The sequence below is a fragment of the Flaviflexus sp. genome, from assembly GCF_041440645.1.
GTDB lineage: Bacteria > Actinomycetota > Actinomycetes > Actinomycetales > Actinomycetaceae > Flaviflexus.
The window spans coordinates 38,950-65,461 of sequence record NZ_JASDVN010000027.1; the positions used below are offsets into that span (position 1 = coordinate 38,950).

At 60.8% G+C, this 26,512-nt stretch carries 25 protein-coding genes, 1 tRNA gene and 1 pseudogene; 12 read left to right on the forward strand and 15 right to left on the reverse strand.

Annotated features, from left to right (window positions below; genetic code table 11):
* Window positions 1-4: 4 nt before the first annotated feature.
* The 5 genes from QMB98_RS03550 to QMB98_RS03570 are packed head-to-tail and all read right to left on the reverse strand — an operon-like array spanning window position 5 to window position 5,455.
* Window positions 5-1,462: a peptidoglycan D,D-transpeptidase FtsI family protein gene (locus QMB98_RS03550; RefSeq protein WP_371684278.1), complete on the reverse strand. Its 1,458-nt coding sequence runs from the start codon at window positions 1,460-1,462 to the stop codon at window positions 5-7.
* Complete coding sequence (locus QMB98_RS03555) at window positions 1,459-2,913, reverse strand: FtsW/RodA/SpoVE family cell cycle protein (RefSeq protein WP_371684279.1); 1,455 nt, start codon at window positions 2,911-2,913, stop codon at window positions 1,459-1,461. The genes QMB98_RS03550 and QMB98_RS03555 overlap by 4 nt, the downstream gene beginning before the upstream one ends.
* Entirely contained in the window at window positions 2,913-4,253 is a 1,341-nt protein-coding gene (locus QMB98_RS03560; protein WP_371684280.1) for a Stp1/IreP family PP2C-type Ser/Thr phosphatase, read from the reverse strand. The genes QMB98_RS03555 and QMB98_RS03560 overlap by 1 nt, the downstream gene beginning before the upstream one ends.
* Window positions 4,254-4,259: 6 nt before the next feature.
* On the reverse strand, window positions 4,260-4,757 hold the full coding sequence (locus QMB98_RS03565) for an FHA domain-containing protein (RefSeq protein ID WP_371684281.1): 498 nt from the start codon (window positions 4,755-4,757) through the stop codon (window positions 4,260-4,262).
* On the reverse strand, window positions 4,754-5,455 hold the full coding sequence (locus QMB98_RS03570) for an FhaA domain-containing protein (RefSeq protein WP_371684282.1): 702 nt from the start codon (window positions 5,453-5,455) through the stop codon (window positions 4,754-4,756). The genes QMB98_RS03565 and QMB98_RS03570 overlap by 4 nt, the downstream gene beginning before the upstream one ends.
* 303 nt (window positions 5,456-5,758) lie before the next feature.
* Here QMB98_RS03570 and QMB98_RS03575 point away from each other — a divergent pair.
* Window positions 5,759-5,845: transfer RNA gene (locus tag QMB98_RS03575), tRNA-Leu, on the forward strand.
* A gap of 324 nt (window positions 5,846-6,169) precedes the next feature.
* Here the strand turns inward: QMB98_RS03575 and QMB98_RS03580 are convergent.
* A complete protein-coding gene (locus tag QMB98_RS03580) occupies window positions 6,170-6,418 on the reverse strand; it encodes a DUF4386 family protein (protein WP_371684283.1) in 249 nt (82 codons plus the stop codon).
* Between the two features lie 84 nt (window positions 6,419-6,502).
* Between QMB98_RS03580 and QMB98_RS03585 the strand changes: the two genes are divergently transcribed.
* Complete coding sequence (locus tag QMB98_RS03585; protein ID WP_371684284.1) at window positions 6,503-7,189, forward strand: TetR/AcrR family transcriptional regulator; 687 nt, start codon at window positions 6,503-6,505, stop codon at window positions 7,187-7,189.
* A gap of 29 nt (window positions 7,190-7,218) precedes the next feature.
* Here QMB98_RS03585 and QMB98_RS03590 read toward each other — a convergent pair whose 3' ends face one another.
* The gene (locus tag QMB98_RS03590; protein WP_371684285.1) at window positions 7,219-8,622 is read right to left on the reverse strand and encodes a PA2928 family protein; all 1,404 of its coding nucleotides are present in this window, start codon (window positions 8,620-8,622) and stop codon (window positions 7,219-7,221) included.
* 317 nt (window positions 8,623-8,939) lie between these two features.
* Here QMB98_RS03590 and QMB98_RS03595 point away from each other — a divergent pair, with 317 nt between their 5' ends.
* Window positions 8,940-9,548: a riboflavin synthase gene (locus tag QMB98_RS03595; protein ID WP_371684286.1), complete on the forward strand. Its 609-nt coding sequence runs from the start codon at window positions 8,940-8,942 to the stop codon at window positions 9,546-9,548.
* Window positions 9,549-9,701: 153 nt separating this feature from the next.
* On the forward strand, window positions 9,702-10,202 hold the full coding sequence (locus QMB98_RS03600) for a cupin domain-containing protein (protein ID WP_371684287.1): 501 nt from the start codon (window positions 9,702-9,704) through the stop codon (window positions 10,200-10,202).
* A gap of 145 nt (window positions 10,203-10,347) precedes the next feature.
* On the opposite strand, the gene nadE is transcribed toward QMB98_RS03600, so the two are convergent.
* Together nadE and QMB98_RS03610 are read right to left on the reverse strand one after the other, a co-directional pair.
* Complete coding sequence (gene nadE / locus QMB98_RS03605) at window positions 10,348-11,169, reverse strand: ammonia-dependent NAD(+) synthetase (protein WP_371684288.1); 822 nt, start codon at window positions 11,167-11,169, stop codon at window positions 10,348-10,350.
* A 228-nt stretch (window positions 11,170-11,397) separates the two neighbouring features.
* Window positions 11,398-11,787 (reverse strand): RNA-binding S4 domain-containing protein, encoded by a 390-nt coding sequence (locus QMB98_RS03610; protein WP_371684289.1) that lies wholly within the window; start codon window positions 11,785-11,787, stop codon window positions 11,398-11,400.
* A 177-nt stretch (window positions 11,788-11,964) separates the two neighbouring features.
* On the opposite strand from QMB98_RS03610, the gene QMB98_RS03615 reads away from it, so the two are divergent.
* Window positions 11,965-13,278 carry a hypothetical protein gene (locus tag QMB98_RS03615; RefSeq protein WP_371684290.1) on the forward strand — a complete coding sequence of 438 codons (1,314 nt, stop codon included), beginning with the start codon at window positions 11,965-11,967 and terminating at the stop codon, window positions 13,276-13,278.
* Window positions 13,279-13,373: 95 nt separating this feature from the next.
* Here the strand turns inward: QMB98_RS03615 and QMB98_RS03620 are convergent, their stop codons facing one another.
* The 4 genes and pseudogenes from QMB98_RS03620 to QMB98_RS03635 all read right to left on the reverse strand — a co-directional run.
* The gene (locus QMB98_RS03620) at window positions 13,374-14,426 is read right to left on the reverse strand and encodes a hypothetical protein (protein ID WP_371684291.1); all 1,053 of its coding nucleotides are present in this window, start codon (window positions 14,424-14,426) and stop codon (window positions 13,374-13,376) included.
* Between the two features lie 316 nt (window positions 14,427-14,742).
* On the reverse strand, window positions 14,743-16,935 hold the full coding sequence (locus tag QMB98_RS03625; RefSeq protein WP_371684292.1) for an acyl-CoA dehydrogenase: 2,193 nt from the start codon (window positions 16,933-16,935) through the stop codon (window positions 14,743-14,745).
* Window positions 16,892-17,278, reverse strand: coding sequence for a hypothetical protein (locus QMB98_RS03630; protein ID WP_371684330.1), 387 nt, complete (start codon window positions 17,276-17,278; stop codon window positions 16,892-16,894). Before QMB98_RS03630 ends, QMB98_RS03625 begins: the two co-directional genes overlap by 44 nt.
* Window positions 17,279-17,320: 42 nt before the next feature.
* Window positions 17,321-17,509, reverse strand: a pseudogene (locus tag QMB98_RS03635) (TetR/AcrR family transcriptional regulator); the annotation flags it as partial.
* A gap of 67 nt (window positions 17,510-17,576) precedes the next feature.
* Between QMB98_RS03635 and QMB98_RS03640 the strand changes: the two are divergent.
* The 7 genes from QMB98_RS03640 (at window position 17,577) to tgt (ending at window position 24,224) form a co-directional block, all read left to right on the forward strand.
* A complete protein-coding gene (locus QMB98_RS03640) occupies window positions 17,577-18,854 on the forward strand; it encodes an acetyl-CoA C-acetyltransferase (protein WP_371684293.1) in 1,278 nt (425 codons plus the stop codon).
* An 11-nt stretch (window positions 18,855-18,865) separates the two neighbouring features.
* On the forward strand, window positions 18,866-20,203 hold the full coding sequence (locus QMB98_RS03645) for a 3-oxoacyl-ACP reductase (protein ID WP_371684294.1): 1,338 nt from the start codon (window positions 18,866-18,868) through the stop codon (window positions 20,201-20,203).
* Window positions 20,203-21,078 carry a MaoC/PaaZ C-terminal domain-containing protein gene (locus QMB98_RS03650; protein WP_371684295.1) on the forward strand — a complete coding sequence of 292 codons (876 nt, stop codon included), beginning with the start codon at window positions 20,203-20,205 and terminating at the stop codon, window positions 21,076-21,078. The genes QMB98_RS03645 and QMB98_RS03650 overlap by 1 nt, the downstream gene beginning before the upstream one ends.
* A 74-nt stretch (window positions 21,079-21,152) precedes the next feature.
* Window positions 21,153-21,695 carry a hypothetical protein gene (locus QMB98_RS03655; RefSeq protein WP_371684296.1) on the forward strand — a complete coding sequence of 181 codons (543 nt, stop codon included), beginning with the start codon at window positions 21,153-21,155 and terminating at the stop codon, window positions 21,693-21,695.
* A 167-nt stretch (window positions 21,696-21,862) separates the two neighbouring features.
* A complete protein-coding gene (locus QMB98_RS03660; RefSeq protein WP_371684297.1) occupies window positions 21,863-22,207 on the forward strand; it encodes a winged helix-turn-helix transcriptional regulator in 345 nt (114 codons plus the stop codon).
* A gap of 122 nt (window positions 22,208-22,329) precedes the next feature.
* Entirely contained in the window at window positions 22,330-22,998 is a 669-nt protein-coding gene (locus QMB98_RS03665) for a queuosine precursor transporter (RefSeq protein WP_371684298.1), read from the forward strand.
* On the forward strand, window positions 22,995-24,224 hold the full coding sequence (tgt, locus tag QMB98_RS03670; protein WP_371684300.1) for a tRNA guanosine(34) transglycosylase Tgt: 1,230 nt from the start codon (window positions 22,995-22,997) through the stop codon (window positions 24,222-24,224). The genes QMB98_RS03665 and tgt overlap by 4 nt, the downstream gene beginning before the upstream one ends.
* A 216-nt stretch (window positions 24,225-24,440) precedes the next feature.
* Here the strand turns inward: tgt and QMB98_RS03675 are convergent, their stop codons facing one another.
* On the reverse strand, window positions 24,441-25,826 hold the full coding sequence (locus QMB98_RS03675) for an FtsX-like permease family protein (RefSeq protein WP_371684301.1): 1,386 nt from the start codon (window positions 25,824-25,826) through the stop codon (window positions 24,441-24,443).
* Window positions 25,823-26,509 carry an ABC transporter ATP-binding protein gene (locus QMB98_RS03680; protein ID WP_371684302.1) on the reverse strand — a complete coding sequence of 229 codons (687 nt, stop codon included), beginning with the start codon at window positions 26,507-26,509 and terminating at the stop codon, window positions 25,823-25,825. Before QMB98_RS03680 ends, QMB98_RS03675 begins: the two co-directional genes overlap by 4 nt.
* Window positions 26,510-26,512 lie beyond the last annotated feature (3 nt).

Sequence of the window (26,512 nt, forward strand, 5' to 3'; positions counted from 1 at the left end):
ACGACTAGTCGTTCAATGCGGTCAGCATGACCGACTGTGCCATGGGGGCCGCAAGCGAGCCGCCGTCCGTACCAAATCCTTGATTCCCACCATTTTCCACCATGACCGCGATGGCGACCTCGGGATTCTCGGCGGGAGCGAAACCAATGAACCAGGCGTGCGGAGGTATCGTACTCGAAATCTCCGCGGTGCCCGTCTTGCCGGCAACCTCAACGCCCTGAATCTGCGCGCGATAGCCGGTTCCGTTCGCCACAACCTCAACCATCATGTCGGTCATCTCCTGAGCGGTTTCCTCGCTCATGGCACGTGAGAACTCGCGAGGCGAGGTCGTCGACACCTCGTCAAGATCGGCTGACAGGGTCCGCTTCACCAGGTAGGGCTGCATGAGCGAACCATCGTTCGCGATCGCGGAGGCAACCATCGCCATCTGCAGCGGGCTCACACGCGTCTCAAACTGGCCGAAACCAACCTGAGCGAGCTCAGCCTGACCCGTGGTGTCGGGGAACTGGGAGGACCGCACCGGCATCGGAATCGACAGGTCCTGGCCGAAGCCAAACTTCTCGGCCTGCTCCCTCATCGCATCCTCACCGAGATCAACGGCCGCGATGGCGAAGGGGGTGTTGCAGGACTGGCGAAGAGCCTCGAGCAGGGTCGCCTGACCGGAACCATCGCCACAGGCAAGCTCGCCCGGGTTGTGGATGACGTGCGAGGTGCCGGGAGGGGAGTAGTCGGTCGGCGCATCGATGCGCTCATCAACCTCGTAACCGTTCTCCAACATCGCCGTTGCCGTCACAACCTTGAACACGGAACCCGGGGTGTACAGCTCGCCACCCGTGGCCCTGTTGAGGAGCGGCTGATTCGGGTCCGCCACAAGCGCGTCGTAATTCTCCTGCGCGGCCGCGGAATCGTGGGTCGCGAGCAGGTTTGGATCGTAGGAGGGAACGGACACCATGGCGAGAATTTGGCCCGTGTCCGGTTCCAGAACAACGATGGCGCCTCGCTGACCAGCAAGAGCGTCAACCGCGGCCTGCTGAATCTCGGGATCCAATGTCAGCTCCACGCCACCACCGCGCTGGGAATCACCCGTGAAAAGGTCACGCAGGCGTTGCAAGGCGAGGGACTGATCCGAGCCACCAAGCACGGAATTCTCGTACCGTTCAACACCGGTCATGGAGTTGAAGGCGACAGAGAAGTAACCGGTCGCGTGCGCGTAGAGCTCGCCCTGGTTGTAGGTGCGCTGGTACGAATACAGATTGTCGACCGGTTCGGAGGACACGATCTCCTGATCGGCCACGATGATAGGACCGCGCTCGCGGCCGTACTCCTCGTAGATCGTGCGGGAGTTCCGGGAGTCCGCAACGAGTTCGGGGGCGCGCACGAACTGCACCATGGTCACGGAGATCATGAGGGCAAGGAACATGAGGCACGCGAGCGTTGCGAGGCGGCGAATGGGTACGTTCATGACAGCCTCATCGCCTGGGTCTCCTGCCTATCCTCATCGGTCTCTTCCTGCGGTTCAATGTCGAGTTCGTCTTCATCACCATCATCGATTCCGGCTTCCTCCCACGCTGGTGGGAGCGGTTCGGCGGAGCGGACCTGGGGGCTACGGGCGGCGTTGGAGACCCGCAAGAGCAGGCCAATAACGATCCAGTTGCACAGCAGGGACGAACCGCCGAGCGCGACAAGCGGCAGGGTGAGGCCGGTCAGCGGAATGAGGCGGGTGACGCCACCAATGACCACGAAGATCTGGAGGGCAATCATGAAGGACAGGCCGGCAGCGAGAAGCTTCCCGAACCCGTCACGCACATAGGCCGCGGAACGCAGGCCGCGAATGACGATGACGAGGTAGAGGGAGAGGATCGCGAAGACCCCCGCCATACCCAGCTCCTCACCGATCGAGGCAATGATGAAGTCGGAGTTAGCCTGAGGCACAATGCCCGGGTATCCCTGGCCGAGACCGGTGCCGAACAGGCCGCCGGATGCCATGCCGAAGTTGCCCTGGACCACCTGGTAGGAACCGAAGGCCGCGTTGTACACATCGGGATCCATGGCGTTGAGCCATACGTTGAAACGGGCGGTCACGTGCGGGAAGAGCTGGAAGACAGCGAAGCCGCCAACAAGGGCCAAGACTCCGCCGATGATGATCCAGGAAAGCCGGTCCGTTGCCACGTACAGCATCGACACGAACAGGCCGAAGAACAGGATCGAGGTGCCAAGGTCCTTCTGGAATACGAGAACGGCGAGGCACACAGCCCACGCAAGCATGATCGGGGCGAAGTGGCGGAGCTGTGGTAGCTGCATTCCAAGGAACTTCGGGCCCGCCAGCGCCAGGTTGTCCCTGTTGACCACGAGGTAGCCGGCGAAGAAGATCGCGAAGAAGATCTTGGCGAGCTCGGCGGGCTGGAACGAGAATCCAGCGAGCGAGATCCAGATCCGGGCACCGTAGATCTCGACTCCCAAGCCAGGAACTAGAGGGAGCAGAAGCAGGATCGCGCCGATGATGAGGGACGTGTACGTGAACCTGCGGAGCACCCGGTGGTCCCGAATGATCATGAGGGTCAGCACGGCAAGGATCATGCCAAGCAGGGTGAAGATCCCCTGCGAACCGGCCTCGTTCGTGCCGTGGTAGATGTCGATTCGCTCGATCATGGCAAGGCCCAGGCCGTTGAGTGCCATGGCCGATGGGAAGATGACCGGGTCGGCGTAGGGTGCCGCCCAACGAATAAGAATGTGGCAGAGGAGTGCGACGCCGCCGAACATGGCGGACACGACGACCATGTTGTCCGGCATCGTTCCGTTGGCGCCCAGGTGCACGAGTGCGTACGCCCCCAAGCCGATCACGGCTGACATGATCGTGAGGAAGAACTCGGGGAGCCTGCCGGGATGAGCCGCCAGGTGAGTCACGGTCGCCATTAGGGAGTCTCTTCCGGCTGGCCGCCGCTGTCACCCCGGGATGGCGGGGTGGTGCTGTCTTCCGAGGAGGATTCCGATGGTGAGGACGTCTCGGATGGGGAGGTTGACTCAGTTGGGTCTTCCGATTCCTTCCGTTCCTCGTTCTCCACGGTCTGGTCCCGCAGGAAGTCCTGCTCCAGGTCGGACACGAAGCTTTCCGCATCCTCGCGAGAGGACTGGGTGACGGGCTGTTCGAGGCGGCGCTGAGCCGTGTCCGTCAGGTCCTCGATGCGCAGAGACGTTCTCTCCTCCAAGTGGGATAGCTCGAATGGTCCGATTGCCTGCGGTATGCCGCGGTAGATGCCCACGTTCCCATCGGCGGAATAGACGTAGTACTGGGATTGGGTCCAGTACCAGCCACCGAAGAGGCCACCGAAGAGCAGAACGAAGACACCGATGAGAACGGCGAGCCGTGCCGGCCACTTCCGTTTCCGGGGCTCCTCATCCACTGTGCAGTTCGGGTCCGCCACGTTTCCGGTGCGGACGACCTTGGACCGGTTCTCGTCCTCAAACTCTGCCGAAGCGGAACCAACCACGACCGGGATCGTCGAGGGGGCGTTGTTCGTGGTGATCTCACGATCGTCCATGACGTCGAACAGAATGACCGTCACGTTGTCGGGAGCGCCCGCAGCGAGCGCGAGCTCAATGAGCCGGTCTGCGCAGCGCTCAAGATTCGAGTAATGCAGGAGGGTGTGTGCGATTGTCTCGTTCGAGACAACGCCGTAGAGACCATCGGAGCAGAGCAGCCAGCGGTCACCGACCACTGCTTCGCGGATTGATTCGTCGAGCTCGACCTCGCCCTCGGTGTCACCCAAGGCCCTCATGATCACGTTCTTCTTCGGGTGGTTCTCTGCCTCTTCGGCCGTGATCTGACCGTGGTCGAGAAGGTACTGAACGAGGGTGTGGTCCTTCGTCACCTGGATGAGGGAGTCGCCACGAAGCTGGTAGGCACGTGAGTCGCCAATGTGGACCATGGCGAGTTTGTTACCGGAACGCATGATGGCGATGCAGGTGGTGCCCATTCCCTTGAGGGAACGATCCTCCTCCGCCATGGCAACTAGTTCGTCGTGAGCCTCCGTGACCGTTTCCCGCAGGAGCGGGAGCAGATCATCGGCGCGATGAATGTCGTCAAGCTCGGACAGGCGGCTGACCGTCACGGACGAGGCGGTGTCACCTCCGGCCGCGCCACCCATGCCGTCTGCAAGCACAATGAGGTGAGGTCCAGCGTATCCAGCATCCTGGTTATTCTTGCGGACCGCACCAACGTCAGAGCGAGCGGCGAAACGTAGTTGAACAGACATGGGAGCCTACCGTTGGAGAGTGAAGGTCGTTTGGCCGATGGTGACGGAATCGCCCGCCTTCACAGGGATCGGGTGATCAATTCGCTGGCCGTGGACAAAGGTTCCGTTCGTTGACTGCAGGTCCTCCACGTACCAATGGCCCTCCGATTGGAAGAACCGAGCGTGCCGTGCAGAAGAGTAGGAGTCGTTGAGAACGAGGGCGGAATCAGGGGAGCGTCCCACGATGATGGAGGCGCCATCGAGCGGCACGGTTGTGCCCACAAGAGGACCGTCGGTCACGATGATTTTCGTTGGCACGTCACGGGCGCGCTTGGCGGGCTGCTTCTTCGGTCTGGCCTGCTGGCGAGAGTAGTTCACGGGAGCTACGGGTTGCGGCTTCTGTCCGCGCTTGCGCACCCGGACTCCGTAGATGTCGCGGCGCAGAGTTGCTATCACTGCCAGCACGAAGACCCACAAGAGGACCAGGAATCCAATGTGGAGAATCGTGAGGACGAGTTCGCTCATACGTAGCTCTCCGGACTATTCCAGAACATGATGCGGGTACGGCCGATCGTGATCGTGTTGCCATCCACGAGTGTCGCTGCGCTGATCCTGTGTCCCTCCACGAAACTGCCGTTGGTGGAACCCAAGTCGGTGGCAATGACGCCGCGGGGAGTGACGCGAAGTTCAAGGTGGTGGCGGGAAACACCGGTGTCATCAACAACGATGTCGGATTCGGAACCGCGGCCAATGATTGTGACCGGTCCCGTGAGAAGGTAACGCTGACCCTGAACATCAATGATGGGGTTAGCTTGAGATGGAACGGATGTAGTCACGGGTGCAACAGCTCCTCGCTTTGTTTGAGTGGTAACGCGAATCGTACCGACCCCCTGCTCAACGCCCTGATCAAAGCTCATGCGGAGCGGGCCGAGGAACGAGTATCCCTGCGACGTTGCGTACTTGACTGCGTGGTCAATGAGTTCGTCCTCGATCGCGGCCCTGCCCCATTGCTCAAGCTTCTCCGAGTCATCGGGGGAGAGGGAAATAGTGAACTCGTTGGGTGAGATGGTGCGCTCCCGTGAATAGACGGCAGCCCCCTCATCCATTGCTCTGTTGATAGCCGAAGCGATCTCGACAGGCTTGATCTCGGACTTGAAAGCGCGACTGAAAACGGAGTTGACGACGTTCTCGATTCCGCGTTCGAACTTACCAAAAGCTCCCATGCGAGCATCTCCTTTCCGCAGACAGTCGGGTCAGTGCCCACAACTACACCCAGACTAGTAGGTTTTTGCATTCTAGAGACGGTAGCGGGGAGTTTCATGGGGAGTTACCGGGTAGAAATGTCTGCACGCTCACAGCGCAAGAGAGCGTGACTAGCAGGGCAATTGATCAGAAGCTCCGTGGCGAAACCGAAAACTCCGACACGCCGCCTCCAACATCCACGTACTCAGTAGGCGTTCTCACAATTTGCGCAGTTGGAGACAGGGTCAGGGTCAATGTAAGCTAACAAAGCTGGTATCCAGTGAGCGCAAGTGGCGGAATAGGCAGACGCGCACGGTTCAGGTCCGTGTGCCCGAAAGGGCGTGGGGGTTCAACTCCCCCCTTGCGCACCAGATGAAATGCCGCAATATTTCGATATCGCGGCATTCTTCATATTCACGTGAGGCACTGCTATGCCCCGGAATCGGAGCTTCGACGCCCCGAGTGTTCTCCGTGTTTATGAGGCTTCGATCATGTCTCGCCGGGCGCTAGACGTCTGGTCCAGCTCGGTGTGCTTCACGCCCTGGACGATCAGCCAGATGCCGATGCTGAACTCCCAGATGGCGATGGGTAGCGCGCCGAGTGCGGCTTCCGCTCCTGAGCCGGCCAGTTCTGCCGATGTGCGGATGGTTCCCAGTGATAGGAGCGCGATGACGCCGGTGAAGACAGTGGAGGCCTCAAGTACTCGTGACGAAGCCGAGAGCGAGACCCTCGCTGTAGCGTCTGCCGATTGGGTAGAAGGCGACCGCGGTTCCGATGCAGGCAAGCGCGAGAATGATCTCGAGAACAACAGCGCCATTGAGCATCTCCATGCTTCCGGTTCCTTCGAGGAAGGGCTCTTTCATGGCGAATGCGGGAATAGACGTAACGAAGGTGACGAGGTAGAGGACGCCGGTGAGGGTGGCGAGCTTGCGTTGTGAATTCATGGGATTCTCCAAAGAACTGCTTGAGGTGTACGCCGTATACAAATTATAATAGGTGTACGCGGTACACGTTCGCAAGGGAGAAATGTGGCAGAGCAGAAAAGCCGCAAGAGGCTTGACCAGAGGGCCGTCGTTTCCGAGGCCATTGCCTTTGCCGACGAGGAGGGCCTCGAGGCAGTCAGCATGCGTGCGCTCGCGGCGCGACTGGGGGTTGTTCCCATGGCCCTCTACCGCCACGTGGCTGACAAGGATGACCTGCTTGGGCGAATGATCGATCAGATCATCGAGGGGTACACGGCTCCACCGGCGGGAGGTACCTGGCGGGAGCGGGTCCGCTTTCGGGTCATGAACGCGCAGGCTGAGATTCTGGCGCATCCCTGGCTTGGTGCTGCGATTGACTCCGCCAAGCGGCGCACGGAAGCGGTGCTCGCGCACATGAATGCCGTGTCAGGGGAGTTCATTGATGGTGGGGTTTCGCCCGACCTCACGCACTATGCGATGCACGCACTGGGGAATCGGATGTGGGGCTACAGCACGGAAGCATTTGAGGATGCGGATGCACCCACTCCGAAGGATGTTGATCAGCCCGATGTTGCGCAGTACATGACGCAGAACTTCCCCCACGTTGTCGCTATCGCAATGGACTCCGTTGCTCGCAACCCAACGGGATCCTGCGACCGCCAGACCGAGTTTGAGTTCACCCTCGATTTGCTACTCGATTCTTTCGAACGCCTTCACGAGGCAGGCTGGGTGTCCCGACCACTGCGAAGCTGAGCCCTACTTGGTTGGCGTCGAGTGTGGCTTTACCCGGAGTGGTTTCCGAAGAAGTTGAGGTCAGCAATCTCGAGGAGTGACATGGTTCCATCCTCATTGAACACAATGATGCCGGCCTCGTCTGAGGAAGTGATGGGGATGAGGACGTAGCATTCTCCCGCGACTGCGCCGCCCACGGTGCTGAACTCCGCCATCTCGAACCGATCGATGACGAGACCGGTGCTGAGTTCTATGGCAACGACTTCGGATGCGTAGGAGTTGGCCGACTGATTGCTGTGGATGAACAGCACCCCATAGGCAATGCCGCCAGCGAATTCGCTCGTTGCCGGCATCTCCGGAATCTTGCCGCTTTCGACCAGCGTTGCGTACTCAAGTTCTTCGACATCGAATTCGCAGTAGAGGTCGTCAAAGAAGCACAGGGTGTCGATGTCGTCGAGCGTTAGCGGAGTCATCACCCGCAAGCTGTTGGTGATGATTCTGGGGTTGTAGAACGTCTCGTCTCCGAACGGTACCTCCTCACCACCATCGAGGACGAGGGAGGAGGTTTGCGCGCCCGGGGCGGTCTCCTTCACGCTCAGGGTCATCCCGGGTGCAAGCTGCGCGGTCATGACGGTGTCCTGGTCGGCAAAGTTGAGAATCGAGGATCCGGTAAGGAGGATCGACCAGCGCTCATTCACTTCGTCGCTCGCAGGCTCCGCGCTAGCTTCCCCCAACGGAATCGTTTTCAGGTCGCCGGTCTCGTCGATGGCGACAATGACTTCCAGGTCGCGGTCGTACTCGTACGAATCCGCGTCGGCAACATAGTTCTCCAGCCCCGTGATGGAGTCGGGTTCCGCAACAGACGAACCGTCCTCAAGGGAGCGGATGTAGAGACCATCATTGCTTGCGACATAGACATGGCCCTTGCCCGCGACTATGACTCGGGTGTCGCTGATGAGCTCTCCATTGAGCTGTTCGTCCCACAGGACCTCACCGCCCTCAAGGGTGATCGCAGCGACGCGGTTCTGGAACATGTCCTTGAACATGCGCTGATACCAGCCGCGCGTGCCCGTTCTCTCGTACGCAACTAAGGCAACAGACTCGCCGTTGATCTCGGTGATCTGAACTTCCGAACTAACCTCAAGTCGGGGTCGATCGCCGGTCGCGTAATGGGCCACGAACATGACTGAAGGGATCGCGAGAAGTACGAAAAGGGTGAAGATGGCTCCGAGGCAACCGCCGAGGCTCCGACGCCCTTGTGTGGATGCTTGTGTTCGCTTTTGGTCATCCGAGCTGGAGGGAGAACTGTGGGTGCTCGACGTGGCAGATGAACTCGAGCTAGAAGAAGCTGAACTACGTGAAGAGACTGAGCTATGCGAAATGTTCGTGGTCTTTTTGGAGCCGAAGCGCTTCTTGCGTGGCCCCAACATGGGTCCCTGCGAAGAATCATCCATCTACAGCATCGCTTTCACTCGGTACGTCACAAACAGTCACTTTTCAATGAAGAGCAGCCGATCCGCGACTGAGCGGCGGTACCCAAATTGTAGGCCGAGTCCGCAGCTTCCGGAGAGCCATACAGCTTTCGGCAACCCGCTGTTTAACGACTGGTCAAAGAACCAAAGGTTCAGTCCGCGGCCAATCCGGTGAACCAATGCCAAGACGGAGAAGTGCTGGCGTATGTTTGAAGATGAGTGCAGAGGCCACATCCTTGTTGCTGGACACGGCTTACAGAACATGTGGTTGCGCTGAGGATATGGAAGGGCAGGGATTGGTGTTTACGGGAATTGTGGAAGAGATCGGCACAATCGAGTCGATCGAACAGCAGGCTGGTGGTGAGATCAGGCTCGTCATCAATGGAGCCAAGGCAGCATCCGATGCTCAACTTGGCGACTCCATCTCCGTGAGCGGCGTTTGCCTCACAGCAGTGGACCTGCCGGGTCACTACCGGTTCGCGGTCGAAGCGGTTCCCGAAACCCTGTCGCGAACCACGATCGGTGAACTTGAGCCAGGCTCGCGAGTGAACCTGGAGCGTGCCCTGAAGGCGGATGCTCGCCTGGGAGGACACATTGTTCAGGGCCACGTGGACGGCATGGGAGCGCTCCTTTCTCGCACCGATGGTGGCAGGTGGCAGGACCTGACGTTCTCCATTCCAACCGAACTCGCCTACCTCGTTGCCGAGAAGGGCTCAATCACGATCTCCGGAGTTTCCCTGACCGTCACGGCCGTGACCGTCGAAACGTTCTCCGTCTCCCTCATCCCCGCCACCCTTGAGGCGACCACGTTGGGCGATCTCGTGGTTGGGGACAGGGTCAATCTTGAAGTTGATGTTCTTGCTCGCTACGTGGCGAGGCTGATGGCGAAGGACTCCGCAGAGTCCTGAGGGGCCGACTGGTTTGGTCATTATGCGAGGAGAAGCTTCGCTATTGAGGGTAAACTGCTCACCGGTTTGACCAGGTTGAATGACCAGATCGCGCGCTTTGTGCCCCGCGGGTCGATAAACTTGAGTCATTACTATTAGGAGGATGTTGGAGAAATGACGATACAATCCAAGGCCTCCCACAAACGCCTCCCTATTGGGCCCGCCCCGCACGCTTTTGACATTGAGACCGCAACCGTTGAGAACACTAACTACCGCACCACCGTGTGGTCGGGTAAGTACCTTCAGGTCACCCTCATGTCCATTCCCGTCGGTGAGTCGATCGGACTGGAAGCACACCCCGACACCGACCAGTTCCTGCGCATCGATGCTGGCGAAGGCAAGTGCGTCATGGGACCCACGGAGGACAACCTCGACTTTGAGCAGCAGGTGAGCGACGGATGGTCGATCCAGGTTCCCGCGGGCACCTGGCACGATGTCATCAACACGGGTGACGAGCCGCTCCGCCTCTACACGGTCTACGCCCCCGTTCATCATGCCGCCGGAATCATCCACGAAACGGCTGAGGATGCGGAGCGCGATGAGGACAACGGTGTGGACGTACCCCCGAAGTGGAGTGTTCAGCCCGAGGTTACCCACGACGATAAGCACGCCTAGGCGTGCCGACTGAGGCGGCTGACTTCCGCAATGCGGCTAGATGAGTGAGGCGGGGCGGGGATCATTCCCGGCCCCGCCTCACGTCTAGCTTTGACCTAGTCTCTAACTGCTTCAGGCGCTAAGGAAACTACCTCAGTTGAGAAACCTACCGCCACCATGTCTGTTGCGGCGCCACGGGCATGGTCCTCTTGTGGCGTGAACGCAGGAAGTAACGTTCGATGGCCTCGGCCGTTTCGGTGGGAATGTCCTTGCCCTCGAGGTAGTCGTCGATGTTGTCGTAGGAGAGTCCGAGCTCGTCCTCGTCTGTGCGCTGCGGCTGATCATCGAGCAGGTCAGCTGTTGGAACCTTCTGCCACACGCTCTCGTCACCACCGAGCTCACGCACGAGGGAGCGAACCTGGCGCTTGTTCAGGCCGGTCAGGGGCACAACGTCCGCACCACCATCGCCGTACTTTGTGTAGAAACCGGTGACCGCTTCTGCTGAGTGGTCGGAACCGACGACCAGGAGCCCCTTGTCGCCTGCCAGTGCGTACTGGGAGATCATGCGGAGGCGGGCCTTGACGTTGCCCTTGTTGAAGTCGGTCATGCGAGATGGTGCCGCAAGGTCGTATTCCTTCTCGAAGGCATCAACCGCGGGACCAATGTTGAGGGTCACGGTCTGGTCGGGCCCAATGAAGGCGAGTGCCGCCTGAGCGTCCGACTCGTCGGCCTGGACGTGGTGGGGGAGGCGGACGGCCATGAACGTCGCCTCGCCACCTTCTTCGCGTACCCGCTCGACAGCGAGCTGTGCCAGGCGACCACCCAGCGACGAATCGACCCCGCCGGAGATGCCGAGCGCATACCCCTTGGCGCCGGTGGCGCGCAGGTAGTCGACAAGGAACTGAATGCGAGATTCAATCTCTGCCTCGACGTCAATAGTGGGCTTTACGCCAAGTTCGGCGATGATCTGTTCCTGCATTTCGCGCATAAAACGAGAATACCCCAACGAGTTTCTGGCGCATGCACAGAGCATTCATCCACCTGTGGATAACTTGTGAATTTCTGTGGAAAGCGACGTGAATCTGTGGAATTATCGCGGAAATCCGTGGAGGGAACCTGTGGATAGAATGTGGAAAAGTAAGTTACAGGGATGTCTTTTTCCAGGTCATGGGCATGTTGCGTGTGAATATGAGCCGGTAGGAATACACCGTCAACATCAGTCCTCGAGCCTGCCCCAATTGGCCTCGAGTCCGCGCAGGCGATCCATCTCGCGCCGCTCCTTCTTGGTTGGGCGTCCGGCGCCGCGTTCACGAATGAACTGGGGCGGGAGATAAACCCTCGGCCTCTCTGGCGTGTGGTTGATGTAGCACTCCTGAGCGAGAGGGGCGCTCGTTCTCTTGAGAATCAGTTTCGTGACCTCGAGGATCCGATCCTGGCCCTCGATACGTAGCCGAACCTCATCGCCGACCTTGACCTTCTGGCTGGGCTTGGCGGGTTCACCGTTGACCCGAACGTGCCCGGCTTTCGCCGCATTCGTGGCAAGGGTTCGGGTCTTGAGTTGCCGAACCGCCCACAGCCACACATCAACCCGAACGCTTTCACTCATGGACTGAGTCTAGTTCCTGGACGCGGACCTGGGGATTTATCCAACCGATCGGAACGGACATTAATGAGGCGGTTTGGGAGTGCTGTATGACGAGAGTTACAGGTCTGTCATCCGATTATGGGCGAAATGAGGGTCTCTGGTAACCCTCCGTTCATGTCGATACTTCACAGTAGGTTCATGACTCTTGCCGACAGTGGGGCCCGGACCTACGTCAACGACGCCCTCGTTGACGAGTTTCGTGCCTTCGTCGCCAGGATCGGCATCATGAACGCCGTCAGCGGACTTTTCGATGACTTCATCCTCGAAAACGGACTGACCTTTCCCGGCAAGGCATTCACTCTTCACCATGAGGTCGTCGACGTTGGTGGCCCGCAGTGGCTCATCGTCGCCGGATCCTCCAGCGTCCCCCGAGGTGTTCACCTCCAAGGGGCGCCGGCATGGGCGCGGGAACGCCTCGGATCGGTCGAGCAGCCCGCCATGGTCGTGTGGGGAAAGCCGGGATCCTGGAACACCTCTCCTGAACGCCGCGACTATGAGGATGACGGAACCCTTCCCATTGTTGACGTCGAGCGGCCGTGGATGACGGAGGGGATCCGGGACGACATCGCTCCCGCTCTGACCGATGTGGCAACCCGCAACCACTTCCAGTACCTGCTCCCCACGGACGAACCCGACGTCCTCGCAGCCGCGAACTTCAATATGCTCGCTCCCTCGATCTGGAACGCACTCGTCTGCCCCGCGGTCGTCACCAACAAGCAGCGTTTGGCCGCATCGCTTCGCTCCCTCGCCGCGCACGTGCACCTTCAGCCGATCGAGGCAAAGAAGATCACCGCGGTCGTCAACCTGATCGAGAAGCTGTGGTTCACGTACGTCCCGGGACAGCCCAAGCCGCTAACTGAGGTACCGGGATCCATCGACATCCCGCCTCGCACCCCCATCATCGAACGCGACCTCACGAGTCAGAACACGGCATTTGTGTGGGGTTGGGCAATCACGGCGATGTCGCAGGCCGCCAAGGCCATCCCCGTACGCGAACGCACCGCCCGCTTCGACCAGTCCGGGCTCCTCATCCGTGACCGATCCGCATGGGCACGCCTCGTCGGTCTCGACGCCGGCAGGCTCGCCATGGTGGGCGAGGGGGCAACAGAGCACATCCCGACCAGGCAGTACTTTACACGCCCCAGCTGGGTTCCGGGACTTCACGAGAAGTTCGGTGGCTCCGAAGCCTGGACCGTGCGCGGATTCTGGCGCGGATGCAACGCAACCGGACCGATCGAGAACATCAGCTACCTGAGCGCCGCGGCCAAAGTGAAGCCCAACAGGGCCGCCAACCTCCCCGCTGCGCTCGCGGTCGTACCCGATCCCGTGACTGCCGAGGCGCGCATTGAGGTCACGGAGATGATGCAGGGGTTGCAGGACTTCACCTGGAACAACTCGGTTCTTGCCACTCGTCCCGGCTACGGAACCACCCCGGCTTCATACCCGTTCTAGCGCAGCGGGGTCGGGTTCCCTAAACCGAATGAGCCCCACTCGTGGTGAACCCACCGCCTCCGGCGAGTCAGAAGTGGGGGATGTCGGTGGCACCCCTACGTGATTGGCGTCAGCACAGCCGTTTCGTCGGGAGCGGGCGATGCTTCCTCAGCGGTTCTCTGAGCTTCCTTCGATCCGTTTGCTTCGCGATCGGTCACGTCAGCCACGAACTCGTCTGCTTCCTCGTTAGTGTCGGTAACCGCAATGCAGAAGGTGTCTCCCATGCCCTGGCGGTACTGGACGGGATTCCGCTCGACCATCCTGATCCGCTCGCCCCACTTCGCCTCCACCTCGGTTGCCTGTAGGCGATAGCTGGCGCTGTCCTGGCGGGAGGCATAAACGGCGATCTTCGACTCGCTACCGGCTTCGGGAACCTCGGGGGTGAGCAGGGGGTCGAGTGAGGCAATGGATGATGCAAAGACCTGGTAGACATCCCGGTTCTGAGCAAAGTCGTGCATGTCCAGCGTGAATGCGGGTGGGGCGGAGCGGGAGATGCGGATGATGTGGGGCGAGGTGCCGGGAGCAAAGGCGACCTGCACGTGCAGGAACGTCAGCTTTGCGCGCAGGGCTTCCGCAACGGACCTGCCGAGGCGTGCCAGCAGGGGCGGAATGGGGCTGACCGTGCGGTAGGTGTACTCGGTGGAGGACTCGGCCGGCCACTCCGTGACACCCTCGAACAGAACTTCCCGGTCGGCGCCGATGAAGGCATCCCAGGAGAGGATCTGACCCGCGGGTGAACCAACGGGAAGGCCGGCTTCCCGGGCGATCTCAAGAGAATCAGCATCGGAGGCTCCCCAGTTGATTCCGGGAATATTGAAGTCGAGGCGGAGCTGAGCGTCCTGAGCCAACCAGTACGAGTTGTTGGAATCAAGGCGGGAGGGCTTGCCGTACTTGTAGTTCAAGAACGCGACGCCGCGATAGACCTCGTCATAGTTGTCGAGGCTGGATACCCGGTAGTACTCCGTCAAGGACTCCTTCAGCCGATGATCAAGCCCCTCGAACTCGGCATCTCCGATCCCCAAAACTCGCACGCCGCTTTCTGCAAGGTGCTCAACCAAGTTGACGTTGATGTGAGGGAAATCCGGGGAAACGAAGATGAAGCTGCTCATGAGGATCCTTATCTCGACTACTTGCATCGTAGTTGGCTTCCGTGAACTTACCGAAACACTCGTGCACCTGCGTGTAGCGACTGTGTCCCGTGATTGTCGAGAACAAGGTCAAGAAAAGTCGATTGCGGAGGGCAGAGAACATTGTGGAGGAGGCTTCCTGGCGAAGGAGATGTCCTGGTGAGAGGAACAGGAAATAGTGGACCTCGGGAGATGTTTCCGAACACGTGAGTGTCCGTGGTGGCCGCCAGTGTTTGCTGACAGCCACCACGGACAGGGTCGATACGCGAAGGATATGGTCACCATGCGAGGAAGAGGGTTATCCTGCGGACTTCTCCCGGCGGCGCTCCTCTGCCTTGCGCTGTTCCTCCTGACGGCGGTGAAGGACCTTCTCGTCGATCGGGCCATCGTTGGATGCTCGGAGCCGGCGGTAGTAGTCGGCCGCTTCGTTCTGGCGGGTGCGCTCCAGACCCGAGGAGATCGGTGCGCGCCAGTGGTCCCGGGTGTATCCGAACGCTGCGACGAGGTCGAGGGCGTGCGGACGGATCTTCGTCAACAGGCGAGCAATGTAGTCGTCGAGCGTGCGAGCTCGACCAAGGGACAGGTGCCCGTGCATGAGGTACCAGGCGAGCTGCTTCTGGATTGTTGTCAGGGCAAAGAGATCCCGGAGTCGCACCAGGACTGCTCTCGTCTCGTCGTCCTCGATCTTCTTCAGACCGTTGTTGAATGCGGTCAAGAGAATGACGTCGACGTGAGCCTTGGCGGCGTCGATCAACTCCGCCTGATGGGAGTTCACCAGTGCGGCTGCGTCCTCCTTCGACATGCTGGAGGCCTGACGGAGCGACAGGCTGAGTTCCTCAACGAGGGACTGCGCACGTGAGGAGATGAGTTCGAGCTGCAGGTCGGGATCGCGTAGCGATGCCGCGGTGCGGCGCACCGAACCGAGATCGGATGCCGACTGAAGGAGACGGCGCCACGGCGTGTGACGGGTCGAGATGGTTTCGGCGCGGGAGGCAACGAACTTCGTGACGTCACCCGCGTCCATGCCCTTCAAAGAGTTCGCGTACTCGCCGAGGAGTCGTTTGCTCACGAGTTGGAGGAGAACGTGATTGTCTCCCTCGAAGGTTGCGTAAATGTCGAGGTCCTGGTGGAGGCCAACGAGCCTGTTTTCCGCCATGTACCCCGCGCCGCCGCACGCCTCGCGGCAGGCCTGGATCGTTTCCAGGGCGAGCCAGGTTGAGGACGGCTTGATCGCCGCGGCCATGGTCTCCAGGTCGATCCGGTTTTCCTCCGTGTCCCCCTCGCCGGAGAAGACCTCGTCGAAGGCCGTGAGGAGGTCCTCCTGCGCGAAAGCGGAGGCGTACGTGCGGGCGAGAAGCGGGAAGAGTCGCTTCTGGTGAAGCTGGTAGTCGAGAAGCACGACCTCGTTGATTCCCGTGAAGTCAGCGAACTGGCGCCTCTGAGAACCGTAGGTGATGGCAATGCCAAGGGCGAGCTTCGCGGCATTCGTGGCCGCTCCCGAAAGCGACACGCGACCCTGAACGAGGGTGGTGAGCATCGTGAAGAACCGCCTGCCGGGTGAGGCGATGTCGGAGCTGTAGGTGCCGTCGGGAGCTACGTCGCCGTACCTGTTGAGCAGGTTCGTGCGAGGGATCCGAACGTGGTTGAAGGCAAGCCGGCCATTGTCGATGCCGTTGAGGCCGCCCTTCTCGCCGTCGTCCTCGGAGCTCACTCCGGGCAGGAGCTCGCCGTCCTCCCTGATCGGAACGAAGAAGCAGTGCACTCCGTGATTAACGCCCTTCGTGATGAGCTGCGCGAAGACCACGGCCGCATGCCCGTGGAGTGCCGCGTTTCCCAGGAACTCTTTGGTGGCGGCACGGAACGGGGTGTGAATGACGAACTCTTGGGTTCCCTCGTCGTAGGTTGCGGTTGTGCCCACGGCCGACACGTCGGAGCCGTGACCGATCTCGGTCATGGCGTAGACGCCGGGAAGCTTCACGCTCATCGTGTCATCCATCCACTTCTTGTGGTGCTCCTCGGTGCCGAGGTGCAGGATGGCGGAGGCGAAGAGGCCGAACTGGACGCCGGCCTTGATCTGAAGCGAGGGATCGCCGGCCACGAGCTCCTCGAAGGCCGCCAGGTTGGCGCCCGGATTGTTCGAACCGCCGAGGTGCTCGGGAAGCATCTGTGCGGACCAGTTCCGTTTCGCGAGTTCCTTCAGGCGCTTCAGTGTGAGCTCGCGATGATCGTCCATCGTCATGTCGACGGGGCGAGCAAAGGTCGGATCGCCAGCGATCTCGCGACCCCACTCCCTCATCTCACCCCACCTGCCGTCGAGCACGCGGGTCAGTGCCGCCACGTCGATCCTCGATTCGTCCTCGATGTGCAGGTGAGATTCGGTCGGGTCTCCGGCGCCACCGTCGTTGGCCGAAATGGGGCCCGAAGCGTTGGCCGCGTTAGCGGCATCGTCAGAGGTGTCCCCCGAGGGTATTGGGGGTAGCGTTGTCGTCATTGATAACTCCCGTGAGCAGTGCTGTTGTGATGAGGTGTTTGAGGTCGTCTTTGGGCATGGACTTGTCGGACTCCATCCACCAGGTGAAGGTGGCGTTGACAAACCCGGTTGCTCCCGCAGCCCACGCGTTCAGCATGGGCTCGGGAACGATGGACTTCATGGCTGAGGCGATGAGGATCGAGCAGTCTTCCAGGAACCTGTTGAGCCCCTCCGAGGGCTGGGTGATGAAGTTGTAGACGTTGACGGAACTGGCCGCAGCATCCACGTACATGCCCACCATGGTCTGAATCGATTCCGCAGGCGTTGAACCCGATTCCACTCCGTCTTCGAGGCGGTGCTTCATGCGGGAAAGGATGGACTCACCTAGCGCGCTCTTCAGCTCATCTTTATCCTGAAAGTATCGGTATACGATCGACTTCGAGGTGCCGCTCGCAGACGCAATCGCCGCCATGGTCACGTCTGGACCGTCGGTGTGGATCAGTTTACGGGCGACATCAATGAGCTCGGCACGCCGCTGTTCGCGGTGAGATGCCCAGCGTGTTGATCGCCTATCAGTCGATGTAGTAGGGTTCACAAAACTGACGGTATCAGATACTCTCGGTATTGCATACCTTGGAAATTATTCAACGAACGGAGAACACGTGAAATATCCCCGCAATGTTGCGGTGCTGGGTGGGAATAGGATTCCATTCGCCCGAGCTGGCAAGGCTTACAAGAATGTCAGCAATCAGGACATGCTCACCGCCGCCCTCGACGGGCTTGTTGCACGGTTCTCTCTTCAAGGAGAGCTCCTCGGTGACGTGGCGACAGGTGCCGTTCTCAAGCACGCGAAGGACTTCAACCTGACGAGGGAAGCGGTTCTCGGATCCGCTCTGGACTCCCGCACCCCCGCAATCGATATCCAGCGCGCCTGCGCAACCGGCCTCGACGGCATCAGCCTCGTCGCCAACAAGATCGCCCTCGGACAGATCGAGGTCGGCATCGGTGGTGGCGTGGACTCCACCTCGGATGCTCCAATCGAGGTCAGCAACGACCTGCGTGCGCTGCTCCACCGCCTCAACTCCGCGAAGACCATGAAGGATCGCCTCAAGGTCCTCTCGGGTCTGCGCCCCGGAGCCCTCAAGCCGTCGGCTCCGTCCGCGGCGGAGGTTCGCACCGGACTCAACATGGGTCAGCACCAGGCCCTCTCGACCGAGAAGTGGGGCATCGCCCGCGAAGAGCAGGACGAGATCGCCTACAACTCCCACAAGAACCTCATGGAGGCCTACGAGAAGGGCTTCTTTGATGACCTCATGACCGGCTATCAGGGCCTGGATCGCGACGAGAACCTGCGTGTCTCCACCCGTGAGAAGCTTGCCTCCCTCAAGCCGGTCTTCGGTGGCCCCGAGGGCACCATGACCGCGGGCAACTCGACCCCGCTGTCCGATGGTGCGTCAACCGTTCTCATCGCCTCGGAAGACTGGGCGAAAGAACACGGCCACCAGCCCCTCGCCTTCATCCGCGACATCCACACCCGTTCCGTCGACTTCGTCAACGGCGCAGACCTGCTCTCGGCTCCCGCCTACGCGGCACCCGAGATGCTGCAGCGCCACGGCCTGTCCTTGGACGACATGGACTTCGTGGAGATCCACGAGGCCTTCGCCGCCACGGTTGTCATGATCCTCAAGGCATGGGAATCGGAGGAGTTCGGTCGGACCGAACTCGGTCTCGACGGCGCCTTCGGCACCGTTGACCCGGCACGCCTCAACGTTTACGGCTCCTCCCTCGCGGCAGGGCATCCCTTCGCCGCCACCGGTGGCCGCATCGTCGCATCGCTCGCCAAGATGCTGTACGAAGCGGGCCCGGGCAAGCTCGGACTTATCTCTATCTGCGCAGCTGGCGGGCAGGGCACAGTCGCTCTGCTGGAGTCGGCTGCCTGAAAGGCACACGAATGAAATTCGATTACACGACCGCCGTACGGACCGGCCCCGGCAAGTTCATTGCCGGGAAGACCGGACTTCCGCAACCGACCGACCTGCCCCGCTTCATGGACCGTCCCCAGCCCGTGCTCGGGCCGGTTCTCGTGCTCGGTACCAGCCAGGGTACCGAGGACATCGCGAACCAGATCCTCGCCTGGGACGGTGACGTGCGCAGGCACGGAGACGAGCTCGACAAGATCGGCACCATCGTCGTTGTCCTCGACGAGATCACGAACCCGACCGACACGGGACCGATCATTCGTGAGCTTCCCGCCGCGTTCAAGAAGATCAAGACCGGTGGTCGCGTCCTCACGATCTCCCGGTCCGCAACCGAGGACGATCCCGCGGTGAACGCAGCTCGTGCCGGCGTTGAAGGCTTTATCCGTACCCTCGCGAAGGAGGCCCGCCACGGCGCCACCGCCAACGGCATCGTCGTCGACGACGACGTGGAGATCACCGCATCCTCCGTGATCGGAGCACTGCGCTTCTTCCTGACCGCGAAGTCCGCCTTTATCTCGGGTCAGACCCTCCGGGTTTCCGACGATGGTGGCGGCATTCCCGCCCTGTGGGAGCAGCACCTTGCGGGCAAGAACGTGCTCGTCACGGGCGCGGCCCGGGGCATTGGTGCTGCGATCGCACGCACCCTGAGCCGCGACGGCGCCAAGGTCATTGTCCTTGACGTTCCCGGTTCCGGTTCCGCCCTGTCGGAGCTTGCGAACGAGATCGGTGCGATCCCGCTGCAGATGGACATCACGAGCGAGAACGCCGGCCAGCGCATCGTTGACGAGCTAACTAAGCGCAACATCGTGCTTGATGGCTTCGTTCACAACGCCGGCATCACCCGCGACAAGTACTTTGCGAACATGACCGATGATCGCTGGGACGCCGTCATCGACGTCAACATTGCGGCTCAGCTCCGCATCAACGACGTCCTGCTCACATCGGACCGGCTGGGTGACCACTTCCGTCTCGTTTCCCTCGCCTCCACCTCCGGTGTGGCCGGGAATGCGGGTCAGGCCAACTACGCCTACTCGAAGTCAGCTGTCATGGGCATGGTGGCGGCCCTCGGCCCGATCCTTGCCGAGCGTGGGGGTACCGCCAACGCCGTTGCTCCCGGCTTCATCGAGACCGAGATGACCGGCAAGATCCCACCCGTTCAGCGTGAGATCTTCCGCCGCTCCAACTCCCTCAAGCAGGGTGGCCTGCCCCTCGACGTCGCAGAGACCGTGTCCTTCCTCCTCAGCCTTCCCGCGGGTGGCTATGTCGGACAGACCCTGCGGGTGTGCGGGCAGAACCTCGTGGGTCGCTAATGCGCATCGAGCACGAAACCCTGCCCAGCTTCGGCCAGACCTTCTCCGCTGCCGCCCTTCAGGCGGCGCGGATGAAGGCGGGCCGTGGCGTTGCCACGGAGCTCCCCGGGGTGGAGGCCTCGGTCAAGCTCACCGCCGATCCCGCCCGTCACGCCGAGTTTGTTCACCTCATGGGCGACACCGTCACCACCCACCTGCACCCGGGATACGTGCACGCGCTCGGTTTCCCACTCACCATGTCCCTCCTCGTGAGGAAGGACTTCCCCCTGCCCCTCCTTGGGATGCTTCACATCACCAACCAGGTCACCCAGACTCGGGGCATCGAAACGGGCGAGGAGATGGAACTGGTCGCAAGCATCGAGAACGCCCGCCCGCACTACGCGGGCACCCTCATCGATTCCGTAGTTCGTGTGAACGTCGGTGGCGAAGAGGTTCTCGTCGACACGGCAGGCTATCTCGTGCGCGGCTCCGACTTCGGTGGTCCCCTCCCCGAGCGCCCCGAGCGCGTGGAATTCGAGCCGCCGAACCCAACGGCCGTGTGGAAGCTGGGGCCAGATGCTGGGCGAAAGTACGCCCACGTGTCCGGGGATGGTAATCCGATCCACCTGAGCAAGTTCACTGCCAAGCCCTTCGGCTTCAACAAGCCCATCGTGCACGGCATGTATTCCGCCTCCCGCGCCTACTCCGCAACCGGGGTCGGCAACAACGGTCCGCGGGATTGGTTCGTCGAGTTTGAAGCTCCCGTGTCCCTGCCCGGCACAGTCCAGTTCGCAACCTCGCGAGAGGACGGACGTGTCTCCTACGAGGGGTGGCGAGCAGCAAAGGGGGATAAACCCGCTCGCCGGCACTTCAATGGGTACATTGCACATCAATAGAACCATCGAACTTTACTCCAATTTGGCCAATTCTTGACCAATGCGACGGAATATCTGGTTAGATAGGTGGCGTGATGAGACTTGGGGTTGCGGTAGCGGTGCTGCTGCTGGCCGGTTGTGCGGCCACAGACGATCCGTACGTTCCCCCGCGTCCCAGCACGTCGCCTTCTTCAGAGGGCCCGGTCCTCATCGAGACCGGCCCCAGCAATAAGGAGATCTTTGCAAACATCGAGCGGGCCGAGGACGCTGTTGATGGCGTCGCCGTGGCTGTTCAGACCCGTCTCAATTCCTACGTTGTAACAGTTGCAACGGCCGAAGACATCTACGAAGTCACCATCGTCGGTGACGGCATCATCACCAACCTGGTGACGGAACGTAGCGATGACAACGAGGCAAACGGCGTCGAGCAGGTCGTGACGCTCGCGGATGCTATCGATGCTGCCGCGGTGATCGTTCCTGGTCGCGTCGAGGCCGCAACCATCAGCTTCCTCGCCGACGAGGATGATCCGGTCTTCCGTGTCACGATCGAGACCGACTCCGGAGTTGTCGTTGTGACGGTCGATGGTCACAGCGCTGACGTTCTCGGCACGGAGACTCTCGAGGAATCCGAAGAGTAACAGCGCGGCCGTGTCCCAGCTTGGGAAGGGTGTCGTGTTCATATCCAGCCGAGTTCTGCCGCAGCACAAACTTCCCGTGCTGACTTTGCACTGATGACGGGCTAACTCGCCTACCACGTGTGCCATTCGTCCCGGTTTTGTTTTGATACTTTGTCTATCCTGTCAACATGGGTGAAGACACTGATCAGAGCGGTAATCAGCCGGTTGACCTCCACGTTTGTCCCGTTCTCGATCGCGCGTACGGCTTGCTTGGCAAGCGGTGGATGGGGCTCATCGTTGACACACTCCGGCAGCGACCAGCTCACTTCAACGAGCTCGTGCACGCTTTGTCGATCTCCAAGCGTGTCCTTTCCGCACGCCTGAAGGAGCTGATGGAAATCGGTGTTGTGGCCCGCGAAGACGAGGGCGGAAACATCGAATACTCGCTCACGGAGTCGGGAGAGATGTTGGCGGGGTCCATGGATGCCATGCGGGAGTGGGCAATCAAATACCTCCTGCCGCCTAAGAAGTAGGAAACGATTCGCTACACTAATGCCTGAATGGAGCGATCCATTCAGGCGCCTTTGCGTCGATCACGGTGGTGGCAGCGCCGGATCAGTCCCCTTCACGTCTTCTTACGTTTCTTGAGGTCTGCATGTCTGCCCGATTTGTACCCGTCCGCCGCGGCCACTTCGACACCCTTGTCGTCCTGTTTGTGTCCTTCCTCCTGCTGTCCAACATTGGCGCAACCAAGCTCATCGAGATCAACCTTTTGGGTGGCACGTTTGTGTTCGATGGTGGGGCGATCCTCTTCCCGCTCACCTACATCATTGGTGACGTGCTCTCCGAGGTGTATGGGTTCAAGGCCGCACGCAAGGCCATCCTGCTCGGCATGTTCGTTTCGATCATGGCCTCAGCCGTGTTCTATCTCGTTCAGATCGCACCGCCCGCAGCCGACTACGCGAACCAGGCCGCCTTCGAGACCGTCCTCGGCTTCGTCCCCCGCATCGTCGCGGCCTCCGTTTGCGGCTACGTCGTTGGTCAGCTTCTCAACTCGTGGGTTCTGGTCAAGCTGAAGGAACGCTACGGCGAGAAGAACCTGTGGGTCCGCCTGCTCGGTTCCACCGTTGTTGGCGAGGCCGCCGACACCATCATCTTCTGCCTCGTTGCCTGGGTCGGTGTCATGCCGATGTCCACCATCCTCAACCTCATGATCGTGGGTTACCTGTACAAGGTCGCGCTCGAGTTTGCTCTCCTGCCCGTCACGTATCGAGTAGTCTCCATCGTGAAGAAGCATGAACCGGAGTACGAGGAGATCACGTGAGTTTCACAGTCGGAACGAGACTTGATGGTCAGGGGCGTACGGGAGTCATCCACACGCCCCACGGGGACATCCAAACTCCCGCCTTCATCCCCGTTGGAACGAAGGCAACCGTCAAGGCCGTTCTACCCGAGTCGATCAAGGACGTTGGGGCGCAGGCCGTTCTCGCCAACGCCTACCACCTCTTCCTTCAACCCGGATCGGATGTTGTGGACGAGGGGGGTGGGCTCGGAAAGTTCATGAACTGGCCCGGCCCCAGCTACACCGACTCGGGCGGCTTCCAGGTCATGAGCCTCGGAACCGGTTACAAGAAGGTCCTGTCGGAGCAGTTCGCCGGCACTGGTCAGAAGGGTCGCGACGGTAGCGACTTGGAGGTGGCGGAGAACAAGATCCGCCGAGCACACATTGACGACGATGGCGTGACGTTCCGTTCCCACCTCGATGGCACCAAGCACAGGTTCACGTCCGAGGTGTCGATGCGGATCCAGCACGAACTCGGCGCCGACATCATCTTCGCCTTCGATGAGCTCACCACCCTCCTCAACTCCCGCACTTACCAGGAGGAGGCCCTCGAGAGGACCCGGCTGTGGGCGGAGCGTTGCCTCGTTGCGCACAAGAAGCTAACAGAGGAACGCACCCACCGCCCCTACCAGCAGCTCTTCGGTGTCATTCAGGGCGCCCAGTACGAGGACCTGCGCAGGAAGGCCGCCCGCGACCTGGGAACCATGGAAGTTGATGGTCAGATGTTCGATGGCTTCGGAATCGGTGGTGCACTCGAGAAGGAGAACCTCGGAACGATCGTGGGGTGGGTGAGTGAAGAATTGCCTGAGAACAAGGCCCGTCACCTCCTCGGCATCTCCGAACCCGATGACCTGTTTGCTGCCGTCGAGGCCGGTGCCGACACCTTCGACTGCGTGAACCCGTCCAGGGTTGCTCGCAACGCCGCCATCTACTCTCCCGACGGCAGATTCAATGTCACCAGGTCCGAGTTCAGGCGGAACTTCACCCCACTTGTTGAGGGTTGTGAATGCTACACGTGCACGAACTACACGAAGGCCTACCTGCACCACACGTTCAAGGCGAAGGAGATGATCTCCTCCACCCTCGCAACGATCCACAACGAGTACTTCACGGTTCAGCTCGTTGACTCGATCCGCAGGTCGATCGAAGAGGGCACCTACGAGGAGTTCAAGGGCGAGACCCTCGGCAGGTTCTACGCCATGAAGTAGTGAGAAGTAGTCGTGCTACGACTCGGGTTGCTTAGGCGGTGACCGCCGAGCGGCTCTCACAGACAAACACAGTTGGGGCGGAGATTCACAGTCTCCGCCCCAACTCGTCTCTGACCTGGACTTATGTCATGGCCACGCGCGATCCGAGTCCACCCGGTTTAGTCCGTTCCTGACTCGCGTTTGTCACGAGCCGGGTGACCCCGGCTTGGTCGGTCTTTAGTCATTCCGGCGATAGTCGGTTGTGAGGATCCTTGTCTCGATGGGCCGGGATGCGCCTGCTGCGAGGAGGCATGTGGTGATGCCGATGGCGATGACAACGACGAGAAAGAGTCCGTTGTTCATGGAGACAAGGTCTCCCTGCGCGCTCATGACCAACATGTTCCCGACAAGCAGGCCGAGGGGAACTGAGACGCCGAGGGTGGTGAGGAGTGGTAGGAGAACCTGGCGGTACCGAGCTCCAGCGAACACGGACCTGGGGGTTCCCATGCGGGTGAGGGCGACTGTCTGTTCCGCCCTGTCGACCGTGAACGCGGCCTGATTGATGAGCGTCGACGTGGCCGCAACGAGCATGCCGATGGCGAGGGTGAGGAAGATGCCGGTCGCGACGTCCCTGATCTGAAGGTTGAATATCGGATCGTCGGGAACGTGGGGCAAGCCCACGGTGAAGGCGGCAATGAAGCCGATGAATGCCAGTCCGCCAACATTCCTCCACGCATCCCGCGGCTGCGCAATGAGGCGGCGGGCCGCCAGCAAGCTCGCTGGGTTCGAGGTACGGACGAGAGGGCGCGCAACGAGCTGGATCAGCATGGGACCAACGAGGCTGACTGTGAAGAGGACGAGCGCGATGAGTCCGCCGATGACGAGGAAACTCAGCATGTTCGACTTGAGGAGGTCGAATGACTGGACGGCGATGATGAAGACCGTGACAGCCAAGAAGAAAACAATGACCCGCCAGAACTGCAGTGCCTTCGGTGTTTCCCGCTTCGCAACACCGAGGGGGCTGATGACAACCCGGCTGAGTCCAAGGGTGGTCGACAGTGCCGAAAGCAGAAGAATGACGCCAATCATGGCAAGGGTCAGCCACCAGGGTCCCACCATCTCACCAGGAGACAGATACGCGCCGTGGAAGGACACGAACTGCCACAGCGGCAGCGTCAGTGCGAAGAGGGCGACCCCGAGGACGGAACCAACGAGGGTGAGGACAAGGGTTTCGATGACGGACATGAGGACGACCTCGCCGCCGGTCATGCCGATGAGTCGCAGGGAGGCGAGGCGCTTGGCGCGACCCGTGGCACCCAGGCGAGCCGCTCCAGCACCGAGGCTGAGAATCGGAACAACGAGGATGGCGCAGGCGATGATCGCGAACGTGACGTACATGCTCGAGATGTCCTCTGCCGTGTTGAAGTCGTAGGGGGAGCTATCGATGATTGCCTGTAGAGCTTCGGGTGGGTTGTGCCAGCGATCGACGAACATGGCGGTGCCGTTCGCAACCACGAGGGCAAGGAGTGTCGTGACGGCAAAGGCGATGACTGCCAGAACATCGAGTCCGGAACGGTTTGTTTTGATGCGGGAGAGGGCAAGGCGTGAGGAGAGACCAATCATCGTCCAACTCCCAGCTTGCGATCGTCGTGGATGATGGCGTCGCGGATCTCAACGAGACGATTGCACCACTTGGCCACCTCGAGATCGTGGGTGACGACAATGAGGGAGGCTCCCGACATCTGGCACACGGTCGTGAGGATCTGCATGACCTCGTGGCCGGTTGCCTGATCGAGTGCACCGGTTGGTTCGTCGGCAAAGACAACGCTGGGCTTGTGGACGAGGGCGCGAGCGATGGCTACGCGCTGCGCCTGTCCGCCCGACATCTCACCCGGCTTCCGGTTCCCCATGCCATCAAGCCCGAGCCTCTTGAGCCAATGCTCTGCTTCCTTGAGGGCGCGGCCACGCTTCCAGCCGTTCAGCAGGAGCGGGAAGGCGACGTTCTCGGCCGCGGTCAGCTCGTCGACGAGCTGACCGTCCTGGAAGACAAAGCCGAAGCGGTCCCGGCGCAGCTTGGAGCGTTCCGTGTCGCTCAGGCCGGTAACGTCGATGGGGCCGAGGTTGACGGTGCCGGAATCGGGGCGGAGAATCCCCGAGAGTGCGTGCAGGAGCGTGGACTTGCCGGAGCCGGAGGGACCCATGATGGCGACGGAGGATCCGGATTCGACGGTGATTGATACGTCGTTCAGGGCCCGCACAGGGCCGTAAGTCTTGACCAGGTGCGTTGCATTCAGTGTGTTCTTCATGGT

What these genes read in the sequence shown, in the direction of transcription:
- QMB98_RS03580 (WP_371684283.1), bottom strand. Translation starts at nt 6,418, where the DNA reads ATGAATTCACAACGCAAGCTCGCCACCCTCACCGGCGTCCTCTACCTC.
- QMB98_RS03615 (WP_371684290.1), top strand. Translation starts at nt 11,965, where the DNA reads ATGACTCTTGCCGACAGTGGGGCCCGGACCTACGTCAACGACGCCCTC.
- QMB98_RS03560 (WP_371684280.1), bottom strand. Translation starts at nt 4,253, where the DNA reads ATGTCTGTTCAACTACGTTTCGCCGCTCGCTCTGACGTTGGTGCGGTC.
- QMB98_RS03665 (WP_371684298.1), top strand. Translation starts at nt 22,330, where the DNA reads ATGTCTGCCCGATTTGTACCCGTCCGCCGCGGCCACTTCGACACCCTT.
- QMB98_RS03655 (WP_371684296.1), top strand. Translation starts at nt 21,153, where the DNA reads ATGAGACTTGGGGTTGCGGTAGCGGTGCTGCTGCTGGCCGGTTGTGCG.
- QMB98_RS03645 (WP_371684294.1), top strand. Translation starts at nt 18,866, where the DNA reads ATGAAATTCGATTACACGACCGCCGTACGGACCGGCCCCGGCAAGTTC.
- QMB98_RS03565 (WP_371684281.1), bottom strand. Translation starts at nt 4,757, where the DNA reads ATGAGCGAACTCGTCCTCACGATTCTCCACATTGGATTCCTGGTCCTC.
- QMB98_RS03650 (WP_371684295.1), top strand. Translation starts at nt 20,203, where the DNA reads ATGCGCATCGAGCACGAAACCCTGCCCAGCTTCGGCCAGACCTTCTCC.
- QMB98_RS03660 (WP_371684297.1), top strand. Translation starts at nt 21,863, where the DNA reads ATGGGTGAAGACACTGATCAGAGCGGTAATCAGCCGGTTGACCTCCAC.
- QMB98_RS03620 (WP_371684291.1), bottom strand. Translation starts at nt 14,426, where the DNA reads ATGAGCAGCTTCATCTTCGTTTCCCCGGATTTCCCTCACATCAACGTC.
- QMB98_RS03600 (WP_371684287.1), top strand. Translation starts at nt 9,702, where the DNA reads ATGACGATACAATCCAAGGCCTCCCACAAACGCCTCCCTATTGGGCCC.
- QMB98_RS03630 (WP_371684330.1), bottom strand. Translation starts at nt 17,278, where the DNA reads ATGAAGCACCGCCTCGAAGACGGAGTGGAATCGGGTTCAACGCCTGCG.
- QMB98_RS03590 (WP_371684285.1), bottom strand. Translation starts at nt 8,622, where the DNA reads ATGGATGATTCTTCGCAGGGACCCATGTTGGGGCCACGCAAGAAGCGC.
- QMB98_RS03550 (WP_371684278.1), bottom strand. Translation starts at nt 1,462, where the DNA reads ATGAACGTACCCATTCGCCGCCTCGCAACGCTCGCGTGCCTCATGTTC.
- QMB98_RS03625 (WP_371684292.1), bottom strand. Translation starts at nt 16,935, where the DNA reads ATGACGACAACGCTACCCCCAATACCCTCGGGGGACACCTCTGACGAT.
- QMB98_RS03555 (WP_371684279.1), bottom strand. Translation starts at nt 2,913, where the DNA reads ATGGCGACCGTGACTCACCTGGCGGCTCATCCCGGCAGGCTCCCCGAG.
- QMB98_RS03675 (WP_371684301.1), bottom strand. Translation starts at nt 25,826, where the DNA reads ATGATTGGTCTCTCCTCACGCCTTGCCCTCTCCCGCATCAAAACAAAC.
- nadE (WP_371684288.1), bottom strand. Translation starts at nt 11,169, where the DNA reads ATGCGCGAAATGCAGGAACAGATCATCGCCGAACTTGGCGTAAAGCCC.
- QMB98_RS03680 (WP_371684302.1), bottom strand. Translation starts at nt 26,509, where the DNA reads ATGAAGAACACACTGAATGCAACGCACCTGGTCAAGACTTACGGCCCT.
- QMB98_RS03610 (WP_371684289.1), bottom strand. Translation starts at nt 11,787, where the DNA reads ATGAGTGAAAGCGTTCGGGTTGATGTGTGGCTGTGGGCGGTTCGGCAA.
- QMB98_RS03570 (WP_371684282.1), bottom strand. Translation starts at nt 5,455, where the DNA reads ATGGGAGCTTTTGGTAAGTTCGAACGCGGAATCGAGAACGTCGTCAAC.